This window comes from Polyangium fumosum, assembly GCF_005144585.1.
GTDB classification, from domain to species: Bacteria; Myxococcota_A; Polyangia; order Polyangiales; family Polyangiaceae; genus Polyangium; species Polyangium fumosum.
In genome coordinates this window covers 1-21,553 of the sequence record NZ_SSMQ01000103.1, presented here as the reverse complement: position 1 = coordinate 21,553, position 21,553 = coordinate 1, and the positions used below count along the sequence as shown (strand labels likewise).

Here is a 21,553-nt window from a genome sequence, read left to right as displayed (position 1 = left end):
GCGCCTCCTCGTCGCTCGACTCTTCCGCCTTGCTCCTTTCGTCGAGTTGCACCGCCCACAAGCCCACCCTATGAAAATCGAGAGGGGAAGTGGCGAAGGCAGACGGAGAGCCCGGTCGACTCGTTACCGACAGCGCGGCGCCGCTCGAGAGCACAGCTTCGTTCCTCGACTCGATCGTCGAGAACCTCCCCCACATGATCTTCGTCAAGGACGCGGCCGAGCTTCGCTTCGTCCTCTTCAACAAAGCAGGCGAAGACCTGCTCGGACTGCACCGCGACGCCATCCTCGGCAAAAACGACGACGACCTGTTCCCCCGAGAACAGGCGATGTTCTTCGTGGCCAAGGACCGCGAAGTGCTCTCGGGCAAACGCCTCGTCGACATCACCGAGGAGCCGATCCAGACGCGGCACGGCCTGCGCGTCCTGCACACGAAGAAGATCCCCATCGTCGACCACGCGGGGCAGCCGCGTTTTTTGCTCGGCATCTCCGAGGACATCACCGAGCGAAAGCTGCTCGAAGAGCGGATCCGCCGCGCCGACGAGCGGCAGCGCGTCCTCGCGCAGACGACCGCGCCGCTCGCGCCCGCCGGCGAAGATCCGCTCCCCGCGGCCGCGCGCCTGGCGCTGCCCGTCGGCGGCGACGGATGCATGTTCCTCGTCGAGCTGGCGAGCGGCGCGCCCCGCGCCGTCGTCGCGCACGTGGACGCCGCGCGGGAAGAGCGCTGGCGGCGGCTCGTCGAGACCTCGAACCTCGTCGAGCGCTTCTCGGGCTCGGCCCGCGCCGTGCTCGAAGCAGGGCAGCCGCTCGTGCTGAACGAGATCGATCCCGCGACGCTCGCCTCGTTCTCGACGGACGCGAAGGCTGCCGAGGAGCTCGCCGCGCTCGGGCCTCACGCGCTCCTGCTCGTCTCGCTGCGCGGGCGTGCTCAGCAGCTCGGCACGCTCGTGTTTCTGCGCGACGTGACAGCGCGCGCCTTCGACGAAGACGACCGCGCTTTCGCCGAGCGGTTCGCGCAGCGCCTGGCCGGGGACCTCGACAATACGCGCCTCTACCGGGAGCTCGAGCGCGCCGAGGCGGCGCAACGTTTCCTCGGCGAGGCCGCCGAGCGCCTCGCGGGCTCGCTCGACTTCGACGAGCTCGTCGGCCTCGTCCCGCGCCTCGCCCTCCCGTTCCTCGCCGACTGGTGCGTGATGTTCCTGCTGGAGGACGACGGGCAGATGCGACGCTTCGCGGTGGCCCACGTGGATCCGTCGCGAGAGCCCATGCTCGTCGAATCGGTGGGCCGGTATGCCCCGGGGAGCAAGCAGCCAGGCCTGGAGCCCGCGCGCACGCAGGAGCCGATCTTGAACTCCGTGGTCGACGATGCCCTGCTCGACCGCGTCTGCGTGGACGCGGACCACAAGGACCTCGTGCGCCGCATCGGAACGGCGACGGCGATGGCCGTGCCCGTGCGCGCCCGCGGGCGTGTCCTCGGCAGCATCAGCCTCGGGCGCGGCAGCGGAGGACCTCTCTACCAGAGCCACGATCTCACGCTGGCGGTCGCGCTCGCCGATCGCGTGGGCATCTCGCTGGACAACGCGCGCCTCTACCAGGAGGCCCAGGCCGCGCTCCGGGCGCGCGACGAGTTCCTCTCGATCGCCTCGCACGAGCTGCGGACGCCACTCACGACCGCGTGCCTCTCGGTCGATCTGCTCGCGCGCGGGTTGCAGAGCGGGTGGACCCACAGCGCGTGTACCGCGCGTGTCTTCGGCACGCAAAAGCAGCTCGCGCGCTTGAAGCGCCTCGTCGATGGCCTGCTCGACGTCTCACGGATCGCCGCAGGGAGGCTCGTCCTCGAGCTCGAGGAGATCGATCTCTGCGCGCTTTGTACCGAGCTCGTGGATCGCTTCGCCGAGGAAGCGCGGCGCGTGGGCAGCGAGGTGCACCTGCGCGTGAGCTGCGCCCGCCGGATCCGCGCCGACGCGATGCGCATCGAGCAAGTGCTGACGAACCTCCTCGCGAACGCGCTGCGCTACGCAGCCCCGGCCCCGATCCACGTGCAGGTCGAGGTCACGGAGGGCGGCGCGCGTCTCTCGGTGCGGGACGAGGGCAAGGGCATCGCCCCCGAGGATCTCGCGCGGCTCTTCGACCGCTTCGAACGCGGCACGACATCGAGCGCCCACGGAGGCCTCGGGCTCGGCTTGTACATCGCGCGCCAGATCTGCGAGGCCCACGGCGGCACGATCCGCGCGTTCAGCGAGCCCGGCCGCGGCGCAGAGTTCGTGGTCGAGTTGCCGCTTTCGCCGCCGCAGCCTTGATGCCCTTGGACTACGCGCGTCCGAACCGGACGATGAGCCCGAGCCAGCCGCGGGCGAGGTAGAGCGCGTTCAGCGCGAGGTACATCCAGAAGAAGGCGTCGAGCCGATCTGCGAGCGCGAAGATCCAGAGGTGGCTCGGGTAGTGGTTGAGGAAGCGCAGGAACGTCATGACGAGGGACGCGACGCGACCCACGATCGACTGCGGCTTCTTCTCGCCCACGGTCTCGTAATGCGCCTCCGTCGGCGTATCTTTCCCCGTGAGCTCGGGCCTGCGGACGAAGTTCGTCAGCGAGATGCCCGAGGCCACGATCACCGCGCCGGCCACCGCTGCATAGAGGAACCCCGGGCCGTTCGCGGGCCACGCGGCGCCATCGATCCCGAGCCCTCCTTTTCTGTGGAGGTGGATGCCGATCACGGCGACGAGCAGCACGGCCTTGATCTCGTCGACGAAGAAGTCGAAGAGGTGGCCCGTGGGGGAGGCGAGCTTCTTGTAGCGCGCGAGCATGCCGTCCGCGCAGTCGAAGAGGTAGGCGAGCTCGAGGACGAGCACGGCCCAAAGGCCGCCGCGGTAGGAGGGGAGCGCGACGAAGAGCGCGGAGCCCGTCACCGCGACGAAGAGGCTCAGGATCGTGATCTGGTTCGGCGTGAGGGGCGTGCGGTGGATCGCGGCGACGAACACGGCCGCGAGCGGGCGCATCACGTACGTGTTCCAGATCTGATCGTGTTTCTTGCGGGTGAGGCGGTAGACCTCGATCGGGCTGCCCGGCATGGCCGGGCGCATCCTAGCGCATTAGCCCGGGACGAATCCCTCGATCGCCTTGCTCACTTCGTCCTTCGCTTTGTCGAACTCGCGCGCGTCGCCGCCGGTCTCCAGGACGAACACGTCGGCGTCGGTGACGAAGACCGTGAGCCAGAAGATGTGGGGCCGGTCGAAGACCGTGCGCGTGTAGCGGAGCTGCTTGCCGGTCGCGCCGCTCTTCGTCTTGACCTCGCGCGAGGCCTCCGCCGTGTAGCCGATGTTGCGGAGCTTCAGGTCGATCGCGTCGGTCCAGAAGGAGAGGTTGCCCTTCGGCCGGTTCGGCTCGACACGCACGCTCATCACGACGCCTTGGGCCGTGGTCGCGCGGAAGGCGTACTCCTCCTGGTCTTCGAGTTCGACGAAGCCGTCGGGCGTGTTCAGCTTGAAGCCGGGGCCACAGCCGATCCCGACGAGGGAGGCGGCGAGGCACAAGAGGAGCATCGAGACGTTACGTTTCATGGTCCTTGCCTCCTTGCCTCAGCGAAGGGTCATCAGCGTCTCGAGGCCGACCCTCGAGAGCCAGTCGATGGGCAGGTCGATCGTGCGCGGCGGCGGGGGCGGCGGCGGCGTGCCTTGCGCCACGACCTGCTGCTGCTTGGGCTTGGCCGAGACGTCGACGGTGATCGTGGAGAACGTCGCGCGGGCGCGGAGGAAGCGCATGCGGCCTTCGATCTGATCGATCTCGCGGCCCACGCGCTCGAGCTCGCGCTCGACCTGCAGCGCGTCGTTCACGTTCGCCGCCTTCGCGAGGAACTCCTGCAGGCGCTTCTGCACGCTCTTCAGGTTCTGCAGGCGCACCTCGAGGTCGTGGAACTCCTCGGACACGTCCTCCGCGCTCACGCTGCGGCGCTTGACCTCGCCGAGCTTCTCCAGCGCGTTGAGCGCGTCGCGGAAATGCCGCGAGGGCACGCGGATCACGACGCCCGCGTCCGAGCGCGACGCGAGGTAGCCGCCGAAGGACTCGGCCATGTCGATGACCTTGTCGATCGTCCCGGGGATGACCGTGGACTCCGCGACCTCCATGCCGACGCGGCCCGTGTAGATGAGCAGCGGCGTCGCAGGCTTCTCCTGCGGCTGCTGCGGTTCGGAGGCGCCTTCGGTCTTCTTGCCGCCGGGCGCGGGCTTCGCGCCCGTGGGGGGCGGCGTGGGTTGCTTGGGCGCGGCCGCGGGTGCGGCCATCGGGGCGCGCGCGCCGGGGGCCACGGGGGCCGGGGCGGGCGGCGGGCCGAGCGCCGTCGCTTTCGCGGCTGCGTCGGACGAGCCGCCGAAGAAGCCCGATTCGTCGGAGTCGCTTGCGCTCTCGTAACTTTCGCTGTCGCTGGCGGCCATCGGCGCGGGGGAGGGCGCATCCATCGGCATCGGGGCGCCGGCGGACGCGGGCGCGGCCTCGGCCTGCGCGGCGCCGCCGCCGTAGTAGGCCGGCTGCGGAGCGTAAGCGGCGGGCGGCTCGGCGCTGGCGGCACACCCGACCATGAAGAGAGACGTGGTGATCAACGTGAGCGCGGCGAACCGCGCCCGGAGGGTCCGGAACACGTGGGGCATGCGAGATCTCCCAGAAGCCGACGAGAAACGAAGGTGCCGGTTCGAGCTTACACCGCCTCGCTCTCGGCCGCGTAACCGTTGCGAACGGCTGTCGCCGGCCGGCCGGTGCGCCGGTGCGAAGGTCGGCCCGCCGCGGTAGCCTCCTGGGAAGGCCGTGTTCCACCCCCTCGTCGACGCCTGGTTCACCCGCCGCTTCGGGGCCGCGACGCCCGTGCAGGTCCGCGCCTGGCCCACGATCCAGCGAGGTGAGGACTGCCTCATCGCCGCCCCCACTGGCTCCGGCAAGACGCTGGCCGCGTTCCTCGCGTGCCTCGATCGTCTCGTGCGCGCGAGCGACGAGGGGCGGCTCGTGGACCGCATCGAGGTCGTCTACGTCTCGCCGCTGAAGGCGCTGTCGAACGACGTCCAGAAGAACCTCGACGAGCCGATCGCAGAGCTCACCGCGCTCGCCGACGCGCTTGGCCTCGCGCGGCCCGCCGTGCGTACGGCCGTGCGTACGGGCGACACGCCGGAGAAGGATCGGCGAAGGCTCTTCAAGAAGCCCCCGCACGTGCTGGTCACGACGCCGGAGTCGCTCTTCATCCTGCTCGGATCGGCCTCGGGGCGTCGCGCGCTCGGCGGCGTGCGTACCGTGATCGTGGACGAGATCCACGCGGTCGCCTCGGACAAGCGAGGCGCGCACCTCGCGCTCTCGATCGAGCGGCTCGAAGAGCTCGTGACGAGCGGCGGGGAGGCGCGCCCGCAGCGCGTGGGGCTCTCGGCGACGATGCGGCCGATCGAGGTCGCGGCGCGGATGCTCGTCGGCGCGGGCAGGCCGCTGCCGGAGATCGTCGACGCGGGCGTGCGCCGGGATCTCGACCTCGCGGTGGAGGTGCCGCGCGACGAGCTCGGGGCGGTCTGCACGAACGAGCAGTGGGACGAGCTCTACGACCGCGTGGCCGAGATGTGCCGCGCCCACAAGTCGACGCTCGTCTTCGTCAACACGCGCAGGCTCGTCGAGCGCGTGGCGCTGCACCTCGGCGAGCGGCTCGGCGAGGAAACCGTGGCCGCCCATCACGGCAGCCTCTCGCGTTCGCGGCGGCTCGCGGCGGAGCGCAGGCTCAAGGCGGGCGAGCTCAAGGTCGTGGTGGCGACGGCGTCGCTCGAGCTCGGCATCGACGTGGGCGCCGTGGAGCTCGTGTGCCTCGTGGGATCGCCGCGATCGATCGCCACGGCGCTCCAGCGCATCGGCCGCTCGGGCCACGCGCTCGCGGCGACGCCGAAGGGGCGGATGTTCCCGCTGACGCGGGATCAGCTCCTCGAGTGCGCGGCGATCGTCCGGTCGGCGCGGCGGGGCGAGATCGACCGCATCACGATGCGCGACGCGCCGCTCGACGTGCTCGCGCAGCAGATCGTGGCGGCGTGCGCGTCGGGGGAGCGGGGCGAGGATGAGCTCTTCGCGCTCATGCGGCGGGCCGCGCCCTACGAGACGCTCACGCGCGCGGCGTTCGACGATGTCGTGCAGATGCTCGCCGAGGGCGTGTCGGCGCGGCGCGGGCGCGCGGGCGCGCTCCTCTTCCGGGACGGCGTGGGCCAGCGGCTCAAGGCGCGGCGCGGGGCATCGATCGCAGCGCTCACGTCAGGCGGCGCGATCCCGGACAACGGCAACTACGACGTCGTGCTCGCGGACGGGATGAAGGTCGGCTCGGTCGACGAGGACTTTGCGATCGACTCCTCGGCCGGCGATGTCTTCCTCCTCGGATCCACGTCGTGGCGCATCCGTCGGATCGAGGCGGGCAAGGTGTGGGTCGAGGACGCGCCGGGCGCGCCGCCGACGGTGCCGTTCTGGTTCGGCGAGGGGCCTGCGCGCACGCGCGAGCTGTCCGCGGAGGTGGGCCTCTTGCGCGAGGAGGTCGCGCGGAGGCTCTTCGAGGGGCGGGAGGCGGATGAACCGGCGCGGCTCTGGTGGACGGCGGCGTGGCTGGAGGAGACGTGCGCGCTCGATCGCGCGGGCGCGGTGTTGCTCTGCGAGTACGTGGCGGCCGCGCGGTCGGCGCTCGGGGAGATGCCGTCGCAGCGCGTCGTCGTGGCCGAGCGGTTCTTCGATGAGGCGGGCGGGATGCAGCTCATCCTGCACGCGCCCTTCGGCGCCCGCATCAACCGCGCCTGGGGCCTCGCGTTGCGCAAGCGCTTCTGCCGGAGCTTCGACTTCGAGCTGCAGGCGGCGGCGACCGACGACGGCGTGCTGCTCTCCCTCGGCGCGCAGCACAGCTTCCCGCTCGACGTGATCTTCGAGATGCTCAGGCCCGAGGGCGTGGTGGGCGTGCTCGAACAAGCCGCGCTGCAGGCGCCGATGTTCGGGACGCGCTTCCGGTGGAACGCGACACGCGCGCTCCAGATCCTGCGCTTCTCCGGGGGGCGCAAGGTGCCGGCGCCGCTCGTGCGCATGCGCAGCGACGACCTCATCGCCGCCGTGTTCCCGGCGCAGCTCGGCTGCCAGGACAACCACGGGCGCGAGGCGATCCTCGAGATCCCGGATCACCCGCTCGTGCGCGAGACGATGCGCGACTGCCTGACGGAGGTGATGGACGCCGAAGGCCTCGCCGAGGTGCTCGAACGGATCCAGCGCGGCGAGATCCGGATCGCCTCGCGCGAGACGGCCGAGCCGAGCGTGCTGTCGCACGAGATCCTGAACGCGAACCCGTATGCGTTCCTCGACGATGCGCCGCTCGAAGAACGACGCGCGCGCGCGGTCACCGTGCGCCGCGGGTTGCCGGCGGAGATCGCAGATCGGATCGGCGGGCTCGATCCGGAGGCCATCGAGGCCATCGTCGCGGAGGCCCGTCCCGTCGTGCGCGACGCGGACGAGCTGCACGATCTCCTGCTCGATGTCACGGCGTTGCCCGAGGAGGACGCGAGCGCGCTCGGGTACGATCGGCTCCTCGACGTGCTCGTGCGCGCGCGTCGCGCCGCGAAGCTCGCGGGGCCGGGGATCATGGGGGCGCTGTGGGTCGCGGCCGAGCGGCGGGATCGGGCGGCTTCGATCTGGCCCGCGGGGACGTTTTCACCGGAGCTCGTGCAGCCCGCGAGGGGCGCCGGTGAGACGCCCGCAGAGGGAGCACGCGAGGCCGCGATCGCGGGCCTCGTGCGCGGCTGGCTCGCGCTCGTCGGCCCTATCCAGGCGGCCATGCTCGCCGAGCGGTTGTCGATCGAGGTCGCGGACATCGAGATCGCCCTCGCGCGCGTGGAGGCGGACGGCGTGGTCCTGCGCGGGAGGTTCTCGCCGGATCTCGAACCTGGCGCGATCGAGTGGTGCGATCGGCGCCTGCTCGCGCGGATCCACCGCCGCACCGTCGACGGCCTGCGCCGCGCGATCGAGCCTGCTTCACCCGTCGAGCTCATGCGTTTTTTGCTCGCGTGGCAGGGCGTGATCCCGGGGCAACACGCGCACGGCGCCGCGGGGCTCGCGCGTGTCGTCGAGCAGCTCCAGGGGTTCGAGATCGCCGCGGGCGCGTGGGAGAGCGAGATCCTCCCTGCGCGCGTCGAGGCCTACGATCCCTCGTGGCTCGATCTGCTCTGCTTGTCCGGCGAGGTCACGTGGGGGCGGCTCTCGCCGCGCGCATCGGCCGGCGGCGCGCCGACACGCGCGGCGCCCATCACGCTCGCGCTGCGGCGGGATCTCGCGTGGCTGCTCGCGGAGCCGTCCGAAGCAACGCTCGAGGCGCCGCTCGGCGACGACGGCCTTTCTCTTCCTGCGCGGCGCGTGCTCGCCACGCTCGGCGCGGCGGGGGCGTCCTTCTTCGAGGACATCGTCCGCGCGACGGGCCTCGCGCGGCCCGAGGTCGAGGAGGCGCTCTGGGAGCTCGTCTCCGCGGGGCGGATCACGGGGGACGGGTTCGCGGGGCTCCGCGGCTTGCTCGGGCCCTCGGCGCGCGCCCGCGCTCGTTCGAGCACCAAGCATACGCGCGGCGCGCCCGTCCTCGCGGCGGGCCGGTGGGCGCTCTTCCGCGCGCCCGTCCTCGGAGACGCGCCTTCCGCGAGCGTCGATCCCGCGGCGACGATCGAGGCGCAGGCTCGGCAGCTCCTACGGCGCTGGGGCATCGTCTTCCGTGAGCTCGTCACGCGCGAGTCCCGCGCGCCTGCGTGGCGGGACCTCGTGCGTGTCTATCGCCGCCTGGAGATGCGGGGCGAAGTCCGCGGGGGCCGGCTCGTCGCGTCCTTCGTCGGCGAGCAGTTCGCGCTGCCGGAGGCCCTCGAATCGCTGCGGGCCCTCCGCAAGGCGCCGCTGCGCGGAGGGGTCGTGCGGCTGTCGGCGTGTGATCCGCTGAACCTCGTGGGGACGATCCTCCCGGGCGAGCGCGTGCCTTCGACGCTCTCGCACTTCGTCACGTACCGGGATGGGATGCCGATCGAGGAAGAAGACGCGCCGGACGCCCCTCTCCGGGACGGAGAGGGGAGGGGGGTAAGGTCGTTCGACGAGAAACGAGCTGTCCAGCGAGCTAGCGCGCCGCCGGCGCGACCATGAACTCGCCGAACAAGTCGCGCCGCGCGACCCACGGCGTCTGCTTGCCGTTCGAGGCCGCGCGCACCCGCTCGGTCACGTAGTCGACGAGCTCGTTCACCTCGATGGCGCCGCTGCGATCCCGATCCGGCGCCTCGCCGTCGAGCGCTTCGAGCAGCGCGCTCGTGAAGAGCCCGTGCCCGCCCTGGAGGTCCTTCTGCAAGCGCTTGGGCTTGCCCTCCCAGGCGAGCTCGAGCCCGCGGCTCGCCCCGCTCGCCCCGTCCGGCGGCACCTCGTAGCTGAACTGCGATCCGCGCGCCGCCGAGAACACCAGGACCCCCGCGCGGTCCCCCGCCGCGAGCTCACGCGCGAGCGCCTCGTTCGGCGCGACGACCTCCGTCGACACGTGCCCCGCGTGGCAAGCGTCGAGCATCATGAGCACGCGCCCGCGCGCCCCGCGCAGCGCCTTCTCGATGCGGTCCCATCCGATCCCGTGCTGGATCGCCGCCTCGCGGGTGAACATCGCCTGGCTCGTCAGGAAGAGCATCTTCGACTCGTCGAGCCGCGCTCCGTGGCCCGCGAAGAACACGACGGCGAGGTCGTCCGGGCGCATCCCCGTGAGCCCCGCGAGCGCTTCGTCGACGCGCTTCACGGTCACCTCGTCGTCGAGCAACGTCGTCGCCAGGATGCGGCCGAACGGGCGGTTTGGCCCCGCGAGGCGCGCGAGCGACGTCGCGACCGAGCGCGCGTCGTCGTCGGCGAACTCGAGCTGCTGCTCGGGCGGCATGTGGGGATAGCGGCTCACGCCGATCGAGAGCACGTGCAGGCTCGGCTTCTCCGCGAGGGGAGACGTCGAGACGACGTCGAGCTGCTCGGGGTTGCTCGCGTAGCCGGCCGCGTCGTAGGCGACGAGGCTCAGGCGGTTTCGGCCCGCGTGGAGCGGCACGTCGAGCGAGACGCGCCCCTCCGCGGCGCACACCAGCCGATCGGCCGCGGGTTTGCCGTCGACGAAGACACGCACGCGATCGACACGCGAGGGGCTCGTCGCGACGACGTCGAGGTCGAGGTGGTTCTCGGCCGTCTCGATCCTCCCGCGCGGGGCCTTCGTCTCGACGCGCAACCTCGGCGGCCGCGCGAGCGAGGCCGGCGCCGCCGCTTCCTCCCCGCCCAGGCTCCGCTCCACGAGATCCGGCCGCTCGAACCGGGTGGCGAAGCGCTCGAACGAGAAGCCCTCCAGGGGATCCGAGAACGTCCACGCGACGCTGCGCGCTCCATCGATGCTCGATCGATAAGCGCCGGACGGCGTCGTCGACACCCACTCCCCGTTCGGCGTGGAGACCAGCGTCATGACGACGTCGCCGCGCTCCGTGACGAGGGAGGTCCCGCCCCCGTTGCCGCTGAGGAGGAAGAGGTCCCGCTTTGGAACGACGGTGATCGCGGAGATCTCGTTGTCCGCGAGATCGAGGCGCGTCCGCACGGCGAAGCTCGACGCGTCGAGCACGACGGGCTTGAGCCCCCCCACGACGATCGCCCCCTTGTGCCATTGCACAGCCCCGTCCGTCTCCGGCCTGTGCACCTTCCGCACGCGCCCCGTGCCGCCGTCGATCTCCATCAACACGGGCACGAAGTGCTGCACGCCGCCCTTGTTCGTCTCCAGCCGCCGCGTGGACATCACGACGGTCTTTCCGTCGGGCGAGAAGGCGGCGTGGGATCGATCGACCTCCATCCCTCCATCCGGCCGCTTCGCGACGCCGAACGGGATCGTCTGAAGCTTGAGGGTCCAATCGATCTTCCCCGTGTCCGTGCGCAGGGACGTGAGCACGTCGCCGCCGCCCACGACGAGGCGCAGGCCGTCCTTCGAGAGCGCGAAGAACTTCGCGTCCGACGCGAGCTTGGCGACGACGCGCCCTTGGGGCCGCGCGATCTCGCCGAAGGGCGTCTTCGGCAAGGGCGGCATCGGTCCGCGGAGATCCCAGCGCTCCACGGCTACGTCGTGTTTCTCGTCGATCACCGGCGCCCCGCCCGGGCCCTTTTGGCTCGTGAGCTTCCGATCCGTCAGCACACGCACGGTGAGCAGCTCCTCGCTCGTCGGCAGGAACTCCGTGAAACGTACGAACGATCCAGACAGCAAACTCCAGCGGCGCAGGGTCAGTCCGCGCGTGGTCTCGCGGACGCGTACCTCGAAGCTGCCCGTCGACGAGGCGAGCAGCTCGCCGTTCGGCGCGTACGAGAGCGCCATGATCCGCCCATGCTCCTGCTCGTTCGCGGAGACGCCGGGCTTCGGCTTGCCGGTCCGCAGATCCCAGCGCGTCAGATCGCCGTTGAGCGCGCCCGTGGCGAGCTCGCTGCCGTCGGGCCGCGCGGCGATCGATTCGATGGATCGAGGGAGCCCTTCGATCGTGCGCACCGCGCGCATCGTCCGCACGTCCCGCACCTCGATGCGCGTGCCCTCGCCGAGGTGGCTCCGGGCCGTCACGAGCGTCGAGCCGTCGCGGCTCGCAGCGACGAGATCACCCCGCGGCAGATCGGGCGTGCCGAGCGAGACGGCCTGCGCGTCGGGGAGGGTGAAGGCCGAGGCGTGCCCGTCCATGAGATCCACGGCCCAGAGCCGCCCGCCCGCCACGGACACGTCTTTGTATCGACCTGGAAGGACACGCGGCGCGCCGCCCTTCGCGAGCGGGAACAACGTCGTCCCCCCGCCTGCGCCCATCACGACGACGAGCTCGGGCGTGAGCGCGACGCGCATCGGCGTGTCCGCGAGCCCGCTCCCCAGCGGGAACCGATGCGTGACCGTGTCGGTCGTGACGTCGACGACGACGACCTCGCCGGGGTAGGCCATCGCGACGCGCCGGCCCTCCGCGTCGTGCGTGAGCGCGAGCGCGCTCGGGGTCTTCGCGCCGACGGCGATCTCCTTTTTGGCGCTGCCCGTCTTCGCGTCGAAGAGCGTGAGCTTGTCCGTGGCCATGGCGAGCCACGTGCCGTCCGGCGAGAGCTGGAAGGCGCCGTGGAGCGGGATTGCGGCGCGTGGGCCCTTCGGCTTGTCGAGGTCGACCACCTGCACGAGCAGCCCCTCGGGCGTGCCATCCGGCGCGTAGTACGCGAGGCGCTTGCCATCCGCGCTGATCGACAGGTCTTGCACGAAGAACCCGGCCGTCACGAAGCGGGTGAGGAGCAGGCCCGCGCGCAGATCCCACACGCGCACCGTGCCGTCCTGCGCGCCCGACGCGAGCTTGCTGCCATCGGTGCTGACCGCGATCCGCTGGATCGGCCGCTCGTGACCGTTCTGCAGCAGGAACGTCGGTTTGCTCGGCGTGCTTCCGGCCGGAGGCGCGGGATCCGGGCACGTGGGCAGCGGCGCGTCGGGATCCGTGGGCGCCTCGGCGATCCGAGGCGTTGCCTTCGTTTGCGCGGGCTCCGTCGGAGGGCGCGCGTTTTGGATCGGCTGCACGGTCGTGTTGCAGCCGGCAGCGACGACGAGGGACGCGGCGAGCGCGCGGAAGAGGGTGCGAATCGGGGGCCGGGCCACGGGCCCGAGGGTACTACCGGTCGCCGCGCACGAACGACTCGAAGATGTCCACGTCCCGCGGCGAGCCGAGGACCAGCGGCACGCGCTCGTGCAGCTCCGTCGGGGTGATGTCGAGGATACGCGCGCTGCCGGTCGACGCCTTGCCGCCGGCGGCCTCGAACACGAACGCGAACGGGTTCGCCTCGTAGAGCAGCCGCAGCTTGCCTTGCTTGTTCTTGCGATCGGCCGGGTAGGCGAAGATGCCGCCCTTCATGAGCGTGCGGTGCGCGTCGGCCACGAGCGACCCCACGTACCGCGCCCCGTACGGCCTCGCCGTCGCCTTGTCCTCCTCCTTGAGCCAGGCGTTCCAGCGGCGGACCTCGTCGGTCCAGTACGCGAAGTTGCCCTCGTTGATCGAGTAGAGCGAGGCCTGCTCGGGGATGCGGATGTTCTCGTGCGAGAGGAAAAACTCACCGACGGTCGGATCGTACGTGAATCCGTGCACGCCGCCGTGCCCCGTCGTGATCACGAGCATCGTCGACGAGCCGTAGAGGATGTACCCGGCCGCCACGAGCTCGCGCCCGGGCCGCAGGAAGTCCGCCTCCGTCGCGCCCTCGCCGTCGGTCTCCTTGCGCAGCACGCCGAAGATCGTCCCGATCGAGATGTTCACGTCGATGTTCGACGATCCGTCGAGCGGGTCGAAGACGACGAGGTACTTCGCGCGCCGATCGGTCGAGGTGATCCGGATCGAGTCGAGCTCCTCGCTGGCGACGGCGGCGCAATGCCTGCGACGCCCGAGCACGCTGAGGAGCGTCTCGTTCGCCTCCTCGTCGAGCTTCTGCACGAGCTCGCCCTGAACGTTCGTCTGGCCCGTGTACCCGAGCAGCCGCGCGAGTCCGGCGCGACGCACCTTCGAGGTGACGAGCTTGGCCGCGAGGCCGATCTGGTTGAGGAGCGACGTGAACGTCCCGGTCGCCGCCGGGAACCCGAGTTGTCCTTCGAGGATGAACGTTTCGAGTGTGATTCCAACACGCGAAGGCCCTTCGGGCGGCGGGGCCCAGCTCTCTAGCCGCTTGTCCGAACTCGTCGTCATCGTGTCTCCCCTCCGGGGCCTGCCGTCTACCACGGGCCCTTGCCCGACGTCGTCCGATTCCGGACGCGTGGTGCTCGTTGCGGAAGAGCCGCCCGCGGCCTAGCCTGCCGTTCGCTGCCCGCGCGCCGGGCGCAACCCGTTAACGCTTGGGGCTTCGGGTCGCCTTCGGCGTCCTGCGCCCCAAACCCCGCCGGAGACGACCATGGCTCTCACCGATCGCGTCAAGCAGATCCTCTCTTGGTACTCCTCGGATAACCCCGGTACCCAGACGAACCTCGTGCGCCTCCTGAACCACGGCGGGCTCGCGGGCACGGGCAAGCTCGTGATCCTGCCCGTGGATCAGGGCTTCGAACATGGCCCGGTGCGGTCGTTCGCGCCGAACCTCGATGCGAACGATCCCGACTACCACTTCCAGCTCGCGATCGACTCGGGATGCAACGCGTACGCCGCGCCGCTCGGCTTCCTCGAGGCGGGCGCCGCCAAGTTCGCGGGGCAGATCCCGCTCATCCTGAAGCTCAACAACAGCGACTCGCTCGGCAAACCCGAGCACCCGATCTCGGCCGTCACGGGCTCGATCGAGGACGCGCTGCGCCTCGGCTGCGTGGGCATCGGCTACACGATTTATCCCGGCTCCGGCGCTCGGAACCAGATGTACGAGGACCTCCGGGAGATCACGCTCGAGGCCAAGCGCAAGGGCCTCGTCGTCATCGTCTGGTCGTACGCGCGCGGATCGATGTCGAAGGCCGGCGAGACGGGCATCGACATCATCGCCTACGCCTCGCACATCGCGGCCGAGCTCGGCGCGCACATCGTGAAGGTCAAACCTCCGACGGCGCACATCGAGCAGGACGAGGCGCGCAAGATGTACGAGAAGTACAACATCCCGATCGCGACGCTCCCTGAACGGATCCGCCACGTCATTCAGTCGACGTTCAACGGCCGGCGCGTCGTCATCTTCTCGGGCGGCGAGACCAAGGGCGCGGACGCCGTGCTCGCCGAGGTGCGCGAGCTCGCCGAGGGCGGCTCGTTCGGCGCGATCCTGGGCCGCAACGCGTTCCAGCGGCCGCGCGCGGAGGGGCTCGAGCTCCTCACGAACGTGATCCGCATCTACAAAGACGTGTCTTCCGCGGGCCGCTGAGCGCGCACGCGTCTACGCGTCGGTCTTGCCGCAGCGCGGCGACATACCCTGAAGCGGCGCACGTCACCTGGGGTTTGGGGCGTAGCTCGGCTTGTCCGAGCGCAGCCCCAAGCGTCACCTGGGATTTGGGGCGTAGCTCGGCTTGTCCGAGCGCAGCCCCAAGCGTCACCTGGGGTTTGGGGCGTAGCTCGGCTTGTCCGAGCGCAGCCCCAAGCGTCACAACGAATCGCGCGCGCCGTCCATCCCCGTGAAACCCACGAGACGAGCGGTCGACGTTGCCTGCGTCTCGTGATTAGATGCGCGCCCCGACCCCGAGGGGTCTCGCACGCAATCGTCCAGGAGAACGCATGTCCATCAAGCTTTCCGTCGTTTCCCAGGACCCGCTTCGGATCGACGCCGACGTCGCCGTCATCGGCGTGCCCGAGGGGGCCACGACGAAGGAGGGCATCCTCGCGAAGCTCGAAGAGGCGCTCGGTCCGGTCGTCTCCCGCCTCGTCAAACGTGAGGATTTCACGGGGAAAAAGGACCAGACGCTCGATCTGCAGACGAACGGCGCGCTGCCTGTGCACCGTGTTCTCCTGATGGGTCTGGGCAAGGCGACGATCTCGGACGTCGAGGTTCGCCTCCTCGCGGCCAAGGGCGCGCGGACCGCGCTCGGCGGCAAGGCCGAGTCGCTCACGATCGCGCTGCCCGAGGGCGTCGCGCATGCCGCGCGCGCCGCGGCCGAGGGCGTGGTGCTCGGCGCCTACCGCTTCACGAGCTTTTTGACGGGCGATCGCATCCCGAAGACGAACCTCGCGCGCGTCACGCTCACGACGACGGGCCGCGTGAGCAAGGCCGATCGTGACGGCGCCGCGCTCGGCCAGAAGATCGGAGCGTCCGTGTGCATCGCGCGCGACCTCATCAATACGCCCCCGAACGAGCTTTATCCCGAGAAGCTCGCGAAGGCGGCGGAGGACGTGGCGAAGGCGAACGGCCTCGAGTGCAAGATCTTCGACAAGGCCCAGCTCACGAAGCGCGGCATGAAGCTCATCCTGGCCGTGGGCCAGGGCAGCGCGCGGGATCCGCGCCTCGTGCACCTGACGTACAAGCCGGCGAAGCCCGCGAAGAAGAAGCTCGTCTTCGTCGGCAAGGGCCTCACGTTCGACAGCGGCGGTCTCTGCATCAAGCCCGCGCAGGGCATGGAGGAGATGAAGGGCGACATGGGCGGCGCGGCCAACGTGGTCGCGCTCATGGCCGCCGTCGCCGCCACGAAGCCGAATGTCGAGGTGCACGGCATCATCGGCTGCGCCGAGAACATGCCCGACGGCAACGCCTACCGGCCGGGCGACGTCTTCGGCTCGCTCGACGGCAAGACCGTGGAGATCATCAACACGGACGCCGAGGGCCGCCTCGTCCTCGCGGACTGCCTCGCGTACGCCCGCGCGCTCGAGCCCGATCTCATCCTCGACAACGCGACGCTCACGGGCGCGTGCGTCGTCGCGCTCGGCCCCACGGTCTCCGGCTTTTTCGCGAACCGCGAGGAGCTCGCCGAGCAGTTCCGCACGTCGGCGAAGGCGGCGGGCGAGTCGACGTGGCAGCTCCCGCTCGTGGAGGAGCTGCGCGAGGGCCTGAAGAGCGACTGGGCGGACATCAAGCACACCGCCGATCGCTGGGGCGGCTCGATCACGGCCGCGCTCTTCCTGCGCGAGTTCGTGGGGGATCGCCCGTGGATCCACGTGGACATCGCCGGCCCCTCGCTTGCGAACAAGCCCTACGGCATCTACCCCAAGGGCGGCACGGGCCACGGGGTCCTCACGTTCCTCCGGCTCATCGAAGAGCTGTCCTGAAGTTCTCGCTGTGAACCTACGCCGCAAGCTCGCGCGGTCGATGTCCCGCGCGATCGCCGATTTCAAGATGCTCTCCGACGGTGACCGCATCCTCTGCGCGGTCTCGGGCGGCAAGGACAGCTACGCGATGCACGACCTGCTCGTGGATCTCGCGCGCCGAGCTCCCGTGCGTTTCAGCGTCGTCGCGGTGAACATCGACCAGGGGCACCCCGGCTACCCGGGGCACCTCCTGCGCGACTACATGAACGCGCGTGGCCACGAGTTTGTGATGATCAACGAGGACACCTACTCGATCGTCACGGACAAGATCCCCGAGGGCAAGACGTACTGCTCGCTCTGCTCGCGCCTGCGCCGGGGCATCCTCTACCGCATCGCGCAAGAGATGGGCTGCACGAAGATCGCGCTCGGGCACCACCGCGACGACGCGATCACGACCTTGATGCTGAACCTCGTCTTCGCCGGGCAGCTCAAGGCCATGCCGCCGAAGCTCGTCGCGGACGACGGCAAGAACGTCGTCATCCGCCCGCTGATCTACTGCGCCGAGGATGATCTCGCGGCGTTCGCGGCCGAGGAGAAGTTCCCGATCCTGCCGTGTGATCTCTGCGGCTCGCAGGACAACCTCCAGCGCAAGGCGATCAGCCGCTTGCTCGCCGACCTCGACGCGCGTTGCCCCGGCGCCCGGCGGAACATGCTCGCCGCGCTTGGCAACGTGCGGCCGAGCCACCTCTTCGATGCCGGGCTCTGGCAAAAGCTCGGCCTCGAGGTCGCGCGGGAGGAGGGCGGCAGCGAGGCGGCCGCCGCGCTCGCGGGGGACGACGAGGACACCGGCGGCTTCGTCCCGCTGTCGAGGCTCTCCGATCGGAGTATCGTGTGAGCACGCATGGCGGATGATCGGGAGCAGCGAGCGAGCGAGACCGACCCCGAAGAGGCCCTCGCGGAGCCGCTGAAGGCCGTCCCCGCCCGCGCCCTCGCGCCGCAACACGAGGGACCCGTCGCGCGCCTCGTCGCCGAGATCCGCGCGGGGGACTCCCCGGGACAAACCCTGCTCGCCACGTTCGTTGCCTGGTCGGCCACCGTCGCGCCCGCCGCGCTCTCGCGCTCCGCGGCGCGCCCGGCCGCGTTCGTCGCCGTCGTGGGCCTCGTCGCCGGCCTCGCGGGCCCGCTCTTTCGGGGGAGCCGCCCGACCCTGGCGCGTCACGTCGGCATCACGGCGTTTCTCGCGCTCACGACGGGCGCGTGGCTCCTCGGATCGCCCGCGCTCACGCCTGCGCGCCTCGATCCTTTGCGCGCGTCGGTCGGCGCGATCGCGTGGGGCGCGTTCGCGCTCTCGTGGCGGGAGCGCTGGGAGACGGGGCCGTCGAAGCACGAGGTGCCGAAGGATCCCGATGCGCCGCTCTTGCAAGCGCGCTCGACGTTGCCGCGCGGCGCGATCCCCATCGCGACCGTCGGCATCCTCTCGGGACTCGTTTATCTCGTGCTCGCGTGGCACGTGCGTGATGGAGATCGCGCGCTCGCCGCGCAGGCCGTCGCGGTTGCTTGTGCGGTCGCCATCAGCGTCGTTGCAGCGATGGTGGCGGTGGAGCGTGGTCGACGTTCGTCGAGATCTTCACGACGCATGACGCCTGCGGCCGGGAAAGCGCTCCTCATGCTCGTCGTCTTCGTGGTGGCGGGGGTCGCCGTCGTCCTGATGCGCCGATAGTCGCCTGGCGGACGAATCCAGGCGTTCGGTGGGGTCGCGGGGCAATCTCGGCGGCTTTCCCCCTCGTTCGAGGACGTTCCGGGCCGGTCCGGCCCCACAGGCCGCGCGCGTCGAGGTATGCTCCCATCGTGTCTCGCGCGATTGACGCCTTCGCGGTGCTCCTGCTCTTCGCAGCCGCGTCTGCCTTTGGCTTCGGCGTTCATGCGCTCGGGCAGCGCGACGATTTCAAGGCGGTTTACCTCCTCGTGATCGGCGGCCTCTCCTTAAGGGCGTCGACGGAGCTCTTGCGCCCGCGGGGGGGTGGATGAGCGGGCGCGCGGGCGTGCTGCGCGACGGGCGCGGCGCTTCCGCGCCACGGCTCGTGTCGCTCGTGTCGTTCGTGGCAGCCGCGGCGGCGTGTGGAGGCTCCGGGGGGGCTTCGGGGCCGCCGCCCGAGCGAGGCACGCTCGCCGCGGGGACGGTCGCGCGTGTCGGGCAGGAAGAGGTGAACGAAGGGACGGTGTCGCGCATCGCGTCGAGCCAGCGGGTCGACGTCGCGGCGGCGCGGGACCTCGCGATCCGGGATGCGCTCTTCGCGAGCGAGGCCCGGTCGCGCGGCGCGTCGAACGATCCCGAGCTCGAACGTCGCGTGAGCGCGGCGCTCGCGCGTCGGCTTTTGCATCAGCTCCTCGCGGACGCGGATCGCCAGGGGCCGGTGACGGACGCGGAGCTCGAGCGGGTGATGGCGCGGCGGTGGATCGAGCTCGATCGTCCGGAGGGGTTTCGCACGGTGCATGCGGTCGTGCGGTTCGCGGAGAACGCGGATGACGCGACGCGAAGCCGCGCCGAGGTCGTTGCGCGCGCGATCCGCGAGGCCGTGCTGCCGGTCGGCGCGTCGGCGCGCACGATCGCGCGACCGCAGGCGGCGCACCCGTTCGAGGACGTGAACGATCCGGTCGTCGCTTCGTTTCGCAGCGCCGTCGACGGCGTCGACAAGGATGGCTTCGAGATCGTGGTGGAGACGCTCGCGCCGGTCACGGCGGACGGACGCGTGATCCGCCCCGAAGGCGGGACGCTGGTGGAGTCGTTCGCGCGCGCGGCGAGTGCGCTCGGGGCGCGTGGCGAGACGAGCCCGCTCGTGCCGACGTCGTATGGCGTGCACGTCATCGTCTTGCTCGAGCGCACGCCGGCCGAGAGCGTGCCTTTGGAGGAGCGACGGAAGCTCGTGCGTGAAGAGGTCGTATGGGGCCGCGCGAGTGCGGCGCGGTCGAAGCTCCTCGAAGGGCTCCGGCGTGGTGTCCTCGTCGAGCGGAGCGCGGAATCGCTCCTCGCCCTGGTCCCGATCGAGCGATGAGCGAACGCACGCGATCCCGCCGTCCTCGTCCTGCGCCTCCACCGCGTGATCAGGAGGCGACGACCTTCACGACGATCCTCGAGCGCCTCGTGCGGGCCTTGCCCAGCGCGAAGGGGGCGGCGATGGTCGACGCGGAGGGAGAGACCGTCGACTACTTCGGCGTTCTGGATCCGTTCGACCTCAAAGTAGCCGCGGCGCACTGGCAGATCGTGCTCGGGGAGCTCCGGGAGGCGCCGAACTTCGCGTCGCCCAGGCAGATCACGGTCCGGGCGCGCGGCCGTGGGTACATCGTGCGGCAGCTCTCGGAGGGGTATGCCCTCGTCGTCATCTTTCATCCGCGTGCGGCGTTCGCGGCGTCCGAGCGCACGCTCGAGGAGATCGAGGCGCAGCTCTATACCGAGGCGGGTTGGTCGCGGCCGCAGGGCAGCACCAAGTGGTTCCGCGTCGATGTAGAGACGGCCCCGCCCGATCACTCGCGACCGAGGCGGCTCCGGGCGGCGGGCGGCTGGCAGCCCATCGAAGTGATGGGGGCGATGGTGGGGCTTCGCGGGCGGGAGAAGGGCTTTCGCGTGCGCCTCCCGAGCGGCGCAGAGATGCTGCTCGTGCGGGAGTGCCGGGGCCGCTGGTTCGCGGATGAGCACGTCGAGGAGCTCATCTAGGCGCACGTCCGGTTGTCTCGGCCGTGGGTTTTGGCCGTGAAACCCGTTGCCGGACACGATGGACGGAAAAAGATCGTCCTGGTTGTTGACAGGAAGGGGAGGGTGAGTAGAGTCGCCCTCCCCAACGCGACGGCGGTGCTGCCGCGGAGGGGCTGCCGAGGGGCCTCCGCCCCGGTTCTTCAGCGAGAAGGAGTGAGTTTGGCTCGCTCCTTCGTCCCGCGAGAGGCGGGGAATAAGCGGAAGAGACGGGACGAAAAAAAAGGTGACGAGGCAGTTGACAGGCGGAACTCGATGAGTAAAGTCCGCCCCCCTCGACGCGACGGCGTGAGTCGCCGCGAAGAGGCCACCGAGGGCCATCGCCCCGGTTCTTCAGCTCGACAAGGGCGAGGTCTACCTCGCTCCCTCGACCTCGCAAGAGGGAGAGAAAAAAGCAGAAGAGACGGGACGAAGTAAAAAGGCAAAAAGGTGGTTGACAGGCGGAACTCGATGAGTAGAGTCCGCCGCCCCGACGCAAAGACGACGCGGCAAGCGGCGCTGAGCGAAGGGAGAGGCGGTCGAAAAAGAAAACGACCGACTCGAAATAAAAGGTTGACAGGGCGCCGCAAGGCAACTAAATCGACCGCCCTCGCCGAGGCAAACGACGTCGTGCAAGCGACCCGGACGCCCGGCAAGATGACAGAACGAAGGAATGGCAGGAATGTCTGCCGCAAGCCTTCGGCTCGGTCCTTGAAAACTGGATTGTACGCAACACGCAATAACGTGTGGTGACGTGGCCCTCGCCTCGTACCTGCGCAAGCACGGTCGAGGCAACACGTCATGCCAATAAGGCATGAGCCGTCACCCGGTCTTTAGCCGGACCGAGGTGACCTCCAGCAAGTTTAACTGGAGAGTTTGATCCTGGCTCAGAACGAACGTTAGCGGCGCGCCTAACACATGCAAGTCGTGCGAGAAAGGGCTTCGGCCCCGGTAAAGCGGCGCACGGGTGAGTAACACGTAGGTAACCTACCCTCTGGTGGTGGATAACCTTCCGAAAGGAGGGCTAATACAGCATAAGACCACAGTCTCGCAAGAGATTGAGGTAAAAGCGGGCCTCTTCATGAAAGCTCGCACCAGGGGATGGGCCTGCGGCCCATCAGCTAGTTGGTAGGGTAATGGCCTACCAAGGCGAAGACGGGTAGC

General features: G+C 70.1%; 14 protein-coding genes and 1 rRNA gene. 10 read left to right on the top strand and 5 right to left on the bottom strand.

The window, feature by feature from the left end:
* Window positions 1–89 precede the first annotated feature (89 nt).
* Complete coding sequence (locus tag E8A74_RS47730) at window positions 90–2,297, top strand: PAS domain-containing sensor histidine kinase (RefSeq protein WP_136935852.1); 2,208 nt, start codon at window positions 90–92, stop codon at window positions 2,295–2,297.
* 10 nt (window positions 2,298–2,307) lie between these two features.
* Here E8A74_RS47730 and E8A74_RS47725 read toward each other — a convergent pair whose 3' ends face one another.
* From E8A74_RS47725 to E8A74_RS47715, 3 genes are read right to left on the bottom strand one after another with little or no spacing between them, the layout of a single operon-like run.
* Complete coding sequence (locus E8A74_RS47725) at window positions 2,308–3,066, bottom strand: CDP-alcohol phosphatidyltransferase family protein (protein ID WP_136935851.1); 759 nt, start codon at window positions 3,064–3,066, stop codon at window positions 2,308–2,310.
* Between the two features lie 21 nt (window positions 3,067–3,087).
* Window positions 3,088–3,555, bottom strand: coding sequence for a hypothetical protein (locus E8A74_RS47720; RefSeq protein ID WP_136935850.1), 468 nt, complete (start codon window positions 3,553–3,555; stop codon window positions 3,088–3,090).
* A gap of 18 nt (window positions 3,556–3,573) precedes the next feature.
* The gene (locus E8A74_RS47715) at window positions 3,574–4,638 is read right to left on the bottom strand and encodes a DUF4349 domain-containing protein (protein WP_170229931.1); all 1,065 of its coding nucleotides are present in this window, start codon (window positions 4,636–4,638) and stop codon (window positions 3,574–3,576) included.
* Between the two features lie 154 nt (window positions 4,639–4,792).
* Between E8A74_RS47715 and E8A74_RS47710 the strand changes: the two genes are divergently transcribed.
* Window positions 4,793–9,142, top strand: coding sequence for a DEAD/DEAH box helicase (locus tag E8A74_RS47710; protein WP_136935848.1), 4,350 nt, complete (start codon window positions 4,793–4,795; stop codon window positions 9,140–9,142).
* Here the strand turns inward: E8A74_RS47710 and E8A74_RS47705 are convergent.
* The gene (locus E8A74_RS47705) at window positions 9,117–12,644 is read right to left on the bottom strand and encodes a caspase family protein (RefSeq protein WP_136935847.1); all 3,528 of its coding nucleotides are present in this window, start codon (window positions 12,642–12,644) and stop codon (window positions 9,117–9,119) included. The genes E8A74_RS47710 and E8A74_RS47705 overlap by 26 nt on opposite strands.
* Window positions 12,645–12,657: 13 nt before the next feature.
* Window positions 12,658–13,716, bottom strand: a complete 1,059-nt coding sequence (gene fbp / locus E8A74_RS47700; protein ID WP_136935846.1) for a class 1 fructose-bisphosphatase — start codon at window positions 13,714–13,716, stop codon at window positions 12,658–12,660.
* 202 nt (window positions 13,717–13,918) lie between these two features.
* On the opposite strand from fbp, the gene E8A74_RS47695 reads away from it, so the two are divergent.
* From E8A74_RS47695 to E8A74_RS47660, 8 genes are all read left to right on the top strand, one after another.
* Window positions 13,919–14,854: a class I fructose-bisphosphate aldolase gene (locus E8A74_RS47695; protein ID WP_136935845.1), complete on the top strand. Its 936-nt coding sequence runs from the start codon at window positions 13,919–13,921 to the stop codon at window positions 14,852–14,854.
* 347 nt (window positions 14,855–15,201) lie between these two features.
* Entirely contained in the window at window positions 15,202–16,683 is a 1,482-nt protein-coding gene (locus E8A74_RS47690; protein WP_136935844.1) for a leucyl aminopeptidase, read from the top strand.
* Window positions 16,684–16,693: 10 nt separating this feature from the next.
* The gene (gene ttcA, locus E8A74_RS47685; RefSeq protein WP_136935843.1) at window positions 16,694–17,557 is read left to right on the top strand and encodes a tRNA 2-thiocytidine(32) synthetase TtcA; all 864 of its coding nucleotides are present in this window, start codon (window positions 16,694–16,696) and stop codon (window positions 17,555–17,557) included.
* Window positions 17,558–17,563: 6 nt separating this feature from the next.
* Window positions 17,564–18,382 (top strand): hypothetical protein, encoded by an 819-nt coding sequence (locus E8A74_RS47680; protein ID WP_136935842.1) that lies wholly within the window; start codon window positions 17,564–17,566, stop codon window positions 18,380–18,382.
* 128 nt (window positions 18,383–18,510) lie between these two features.
* A complete protein-coding gene (locus tag E8A74_RS47675) occupies window positions 18,511–18,690 on the top strand; it encodes a hypothetical protein (RefSeq protein WP_136935841.1) in 180 nt (59 codons plus the stop codon).
* A complete protein-coding gene (locus E8A74_RS47670) occupies window positions 18,687–19,715 on the top strand; it encodes a peptidylprolyl isomerase (RefSeq protein ID WP_136935840.1) in 1,029 nt (342 codons plus the stop codon). The genes E8A74_RS47675 and E8A74_RS47670 overlap by 4 nt, the downstream gene beginning before the upstream one ends.
* Window positions 19,712–20,374 carry a roadblock/LC7 domain-containing protein gene (locus E8A74_RS47665; RefSeq protein ID WP_136935839.1) on the top strand — a complete coding sequence of 221 codons (663 nt, stop codon included), beginning with the start codon at window positions 19,712–19,714 and terminating at the stop codon, window positions 20,372–20,374. Before E8A74_RS47670 ends, E8A74_RS47665 begins: the two co-directional genes overlap by 4 nt.
* Before the next feature lie 879 nt (window positions 20,375–21,253).
* A 16S ribosomal RNA gene (locus tag E8A74_RS47660) occupies window positions 21,254–21,553 on the top strand; the annotation flags it as partial.

What these genes read in the sequence shown, in the direction of transcription:
- E8A74_RS47665 (WP_136935839.1), top strand. Translation starts at nt 19,712, where the DNA reads ATGAGCGAACGCACGCGATCCCGCCGTCCTCGTCCTGCGCCTCCACCG.
- E8A74_RS47725 (WP_136935851.1), bottom strand. Translation starts at nt 3,066, where the DNA reads ATGCCGGGCAGCCCGATCGAGGTCTACCGCCTCACCCGCAAGAAACAC.
- E8A74_RS47670 (WP_136935840.1), top strand. Translation starts at nt 18,687, where the DNA reads ATGAGCGGGCGCGCGGGCGTGCTGCGCGACGGGCGCGGCGCTTCCGCG.
- E8A74_RS47720 (WP_136935850.1), bottom strand. Translation starts at nt 3,555, where the DNA reads ATGAAACGTAACGTCTCGATGCTCCTCTTGTGCCTCGCCGCCTCCCTC.
- E8A74_RS47695 (WP_136935845.1), top strand. Translation starts at nt 13,919, where the DNA reads ATGGCTCTCACCGATCGCGTCAAGCAGATCCTCTCTTGGTACTCCTCG.
- E8A74_RS47715 (WP_170229931.1), bottom strand. Translation starts at nt 4,638, where the DNA reads ATGCCCCACGTGTTCCGGACCCTCCGGGCGCGGTTCGCCGCGCTCACG.
- E8A74_RS47690 (WP_136935844.1), top strand. Translation starts at nt 15,202, where the DNA reads ATGTCCATCAAGCTTTCCGTCGTTTCCCAGGACCCGCTTCGGATCGAC.
- E8A74_RS47680 (WP_136935842.1), top strand. Translation starts at nt 17,564, where the DNA reads ATGGCGGATGATCGGGAGCAGCGAGCGAGCGAGACCGACCCCGAAGAG.
- fbp (WP_136935846.1), bottom strand. Translation starts at nt 13,716, where the DNA reads ATGACGACGAGTTCGGACAAGCGGCTAGAGAGCTGGGCCCCGCCGCCC.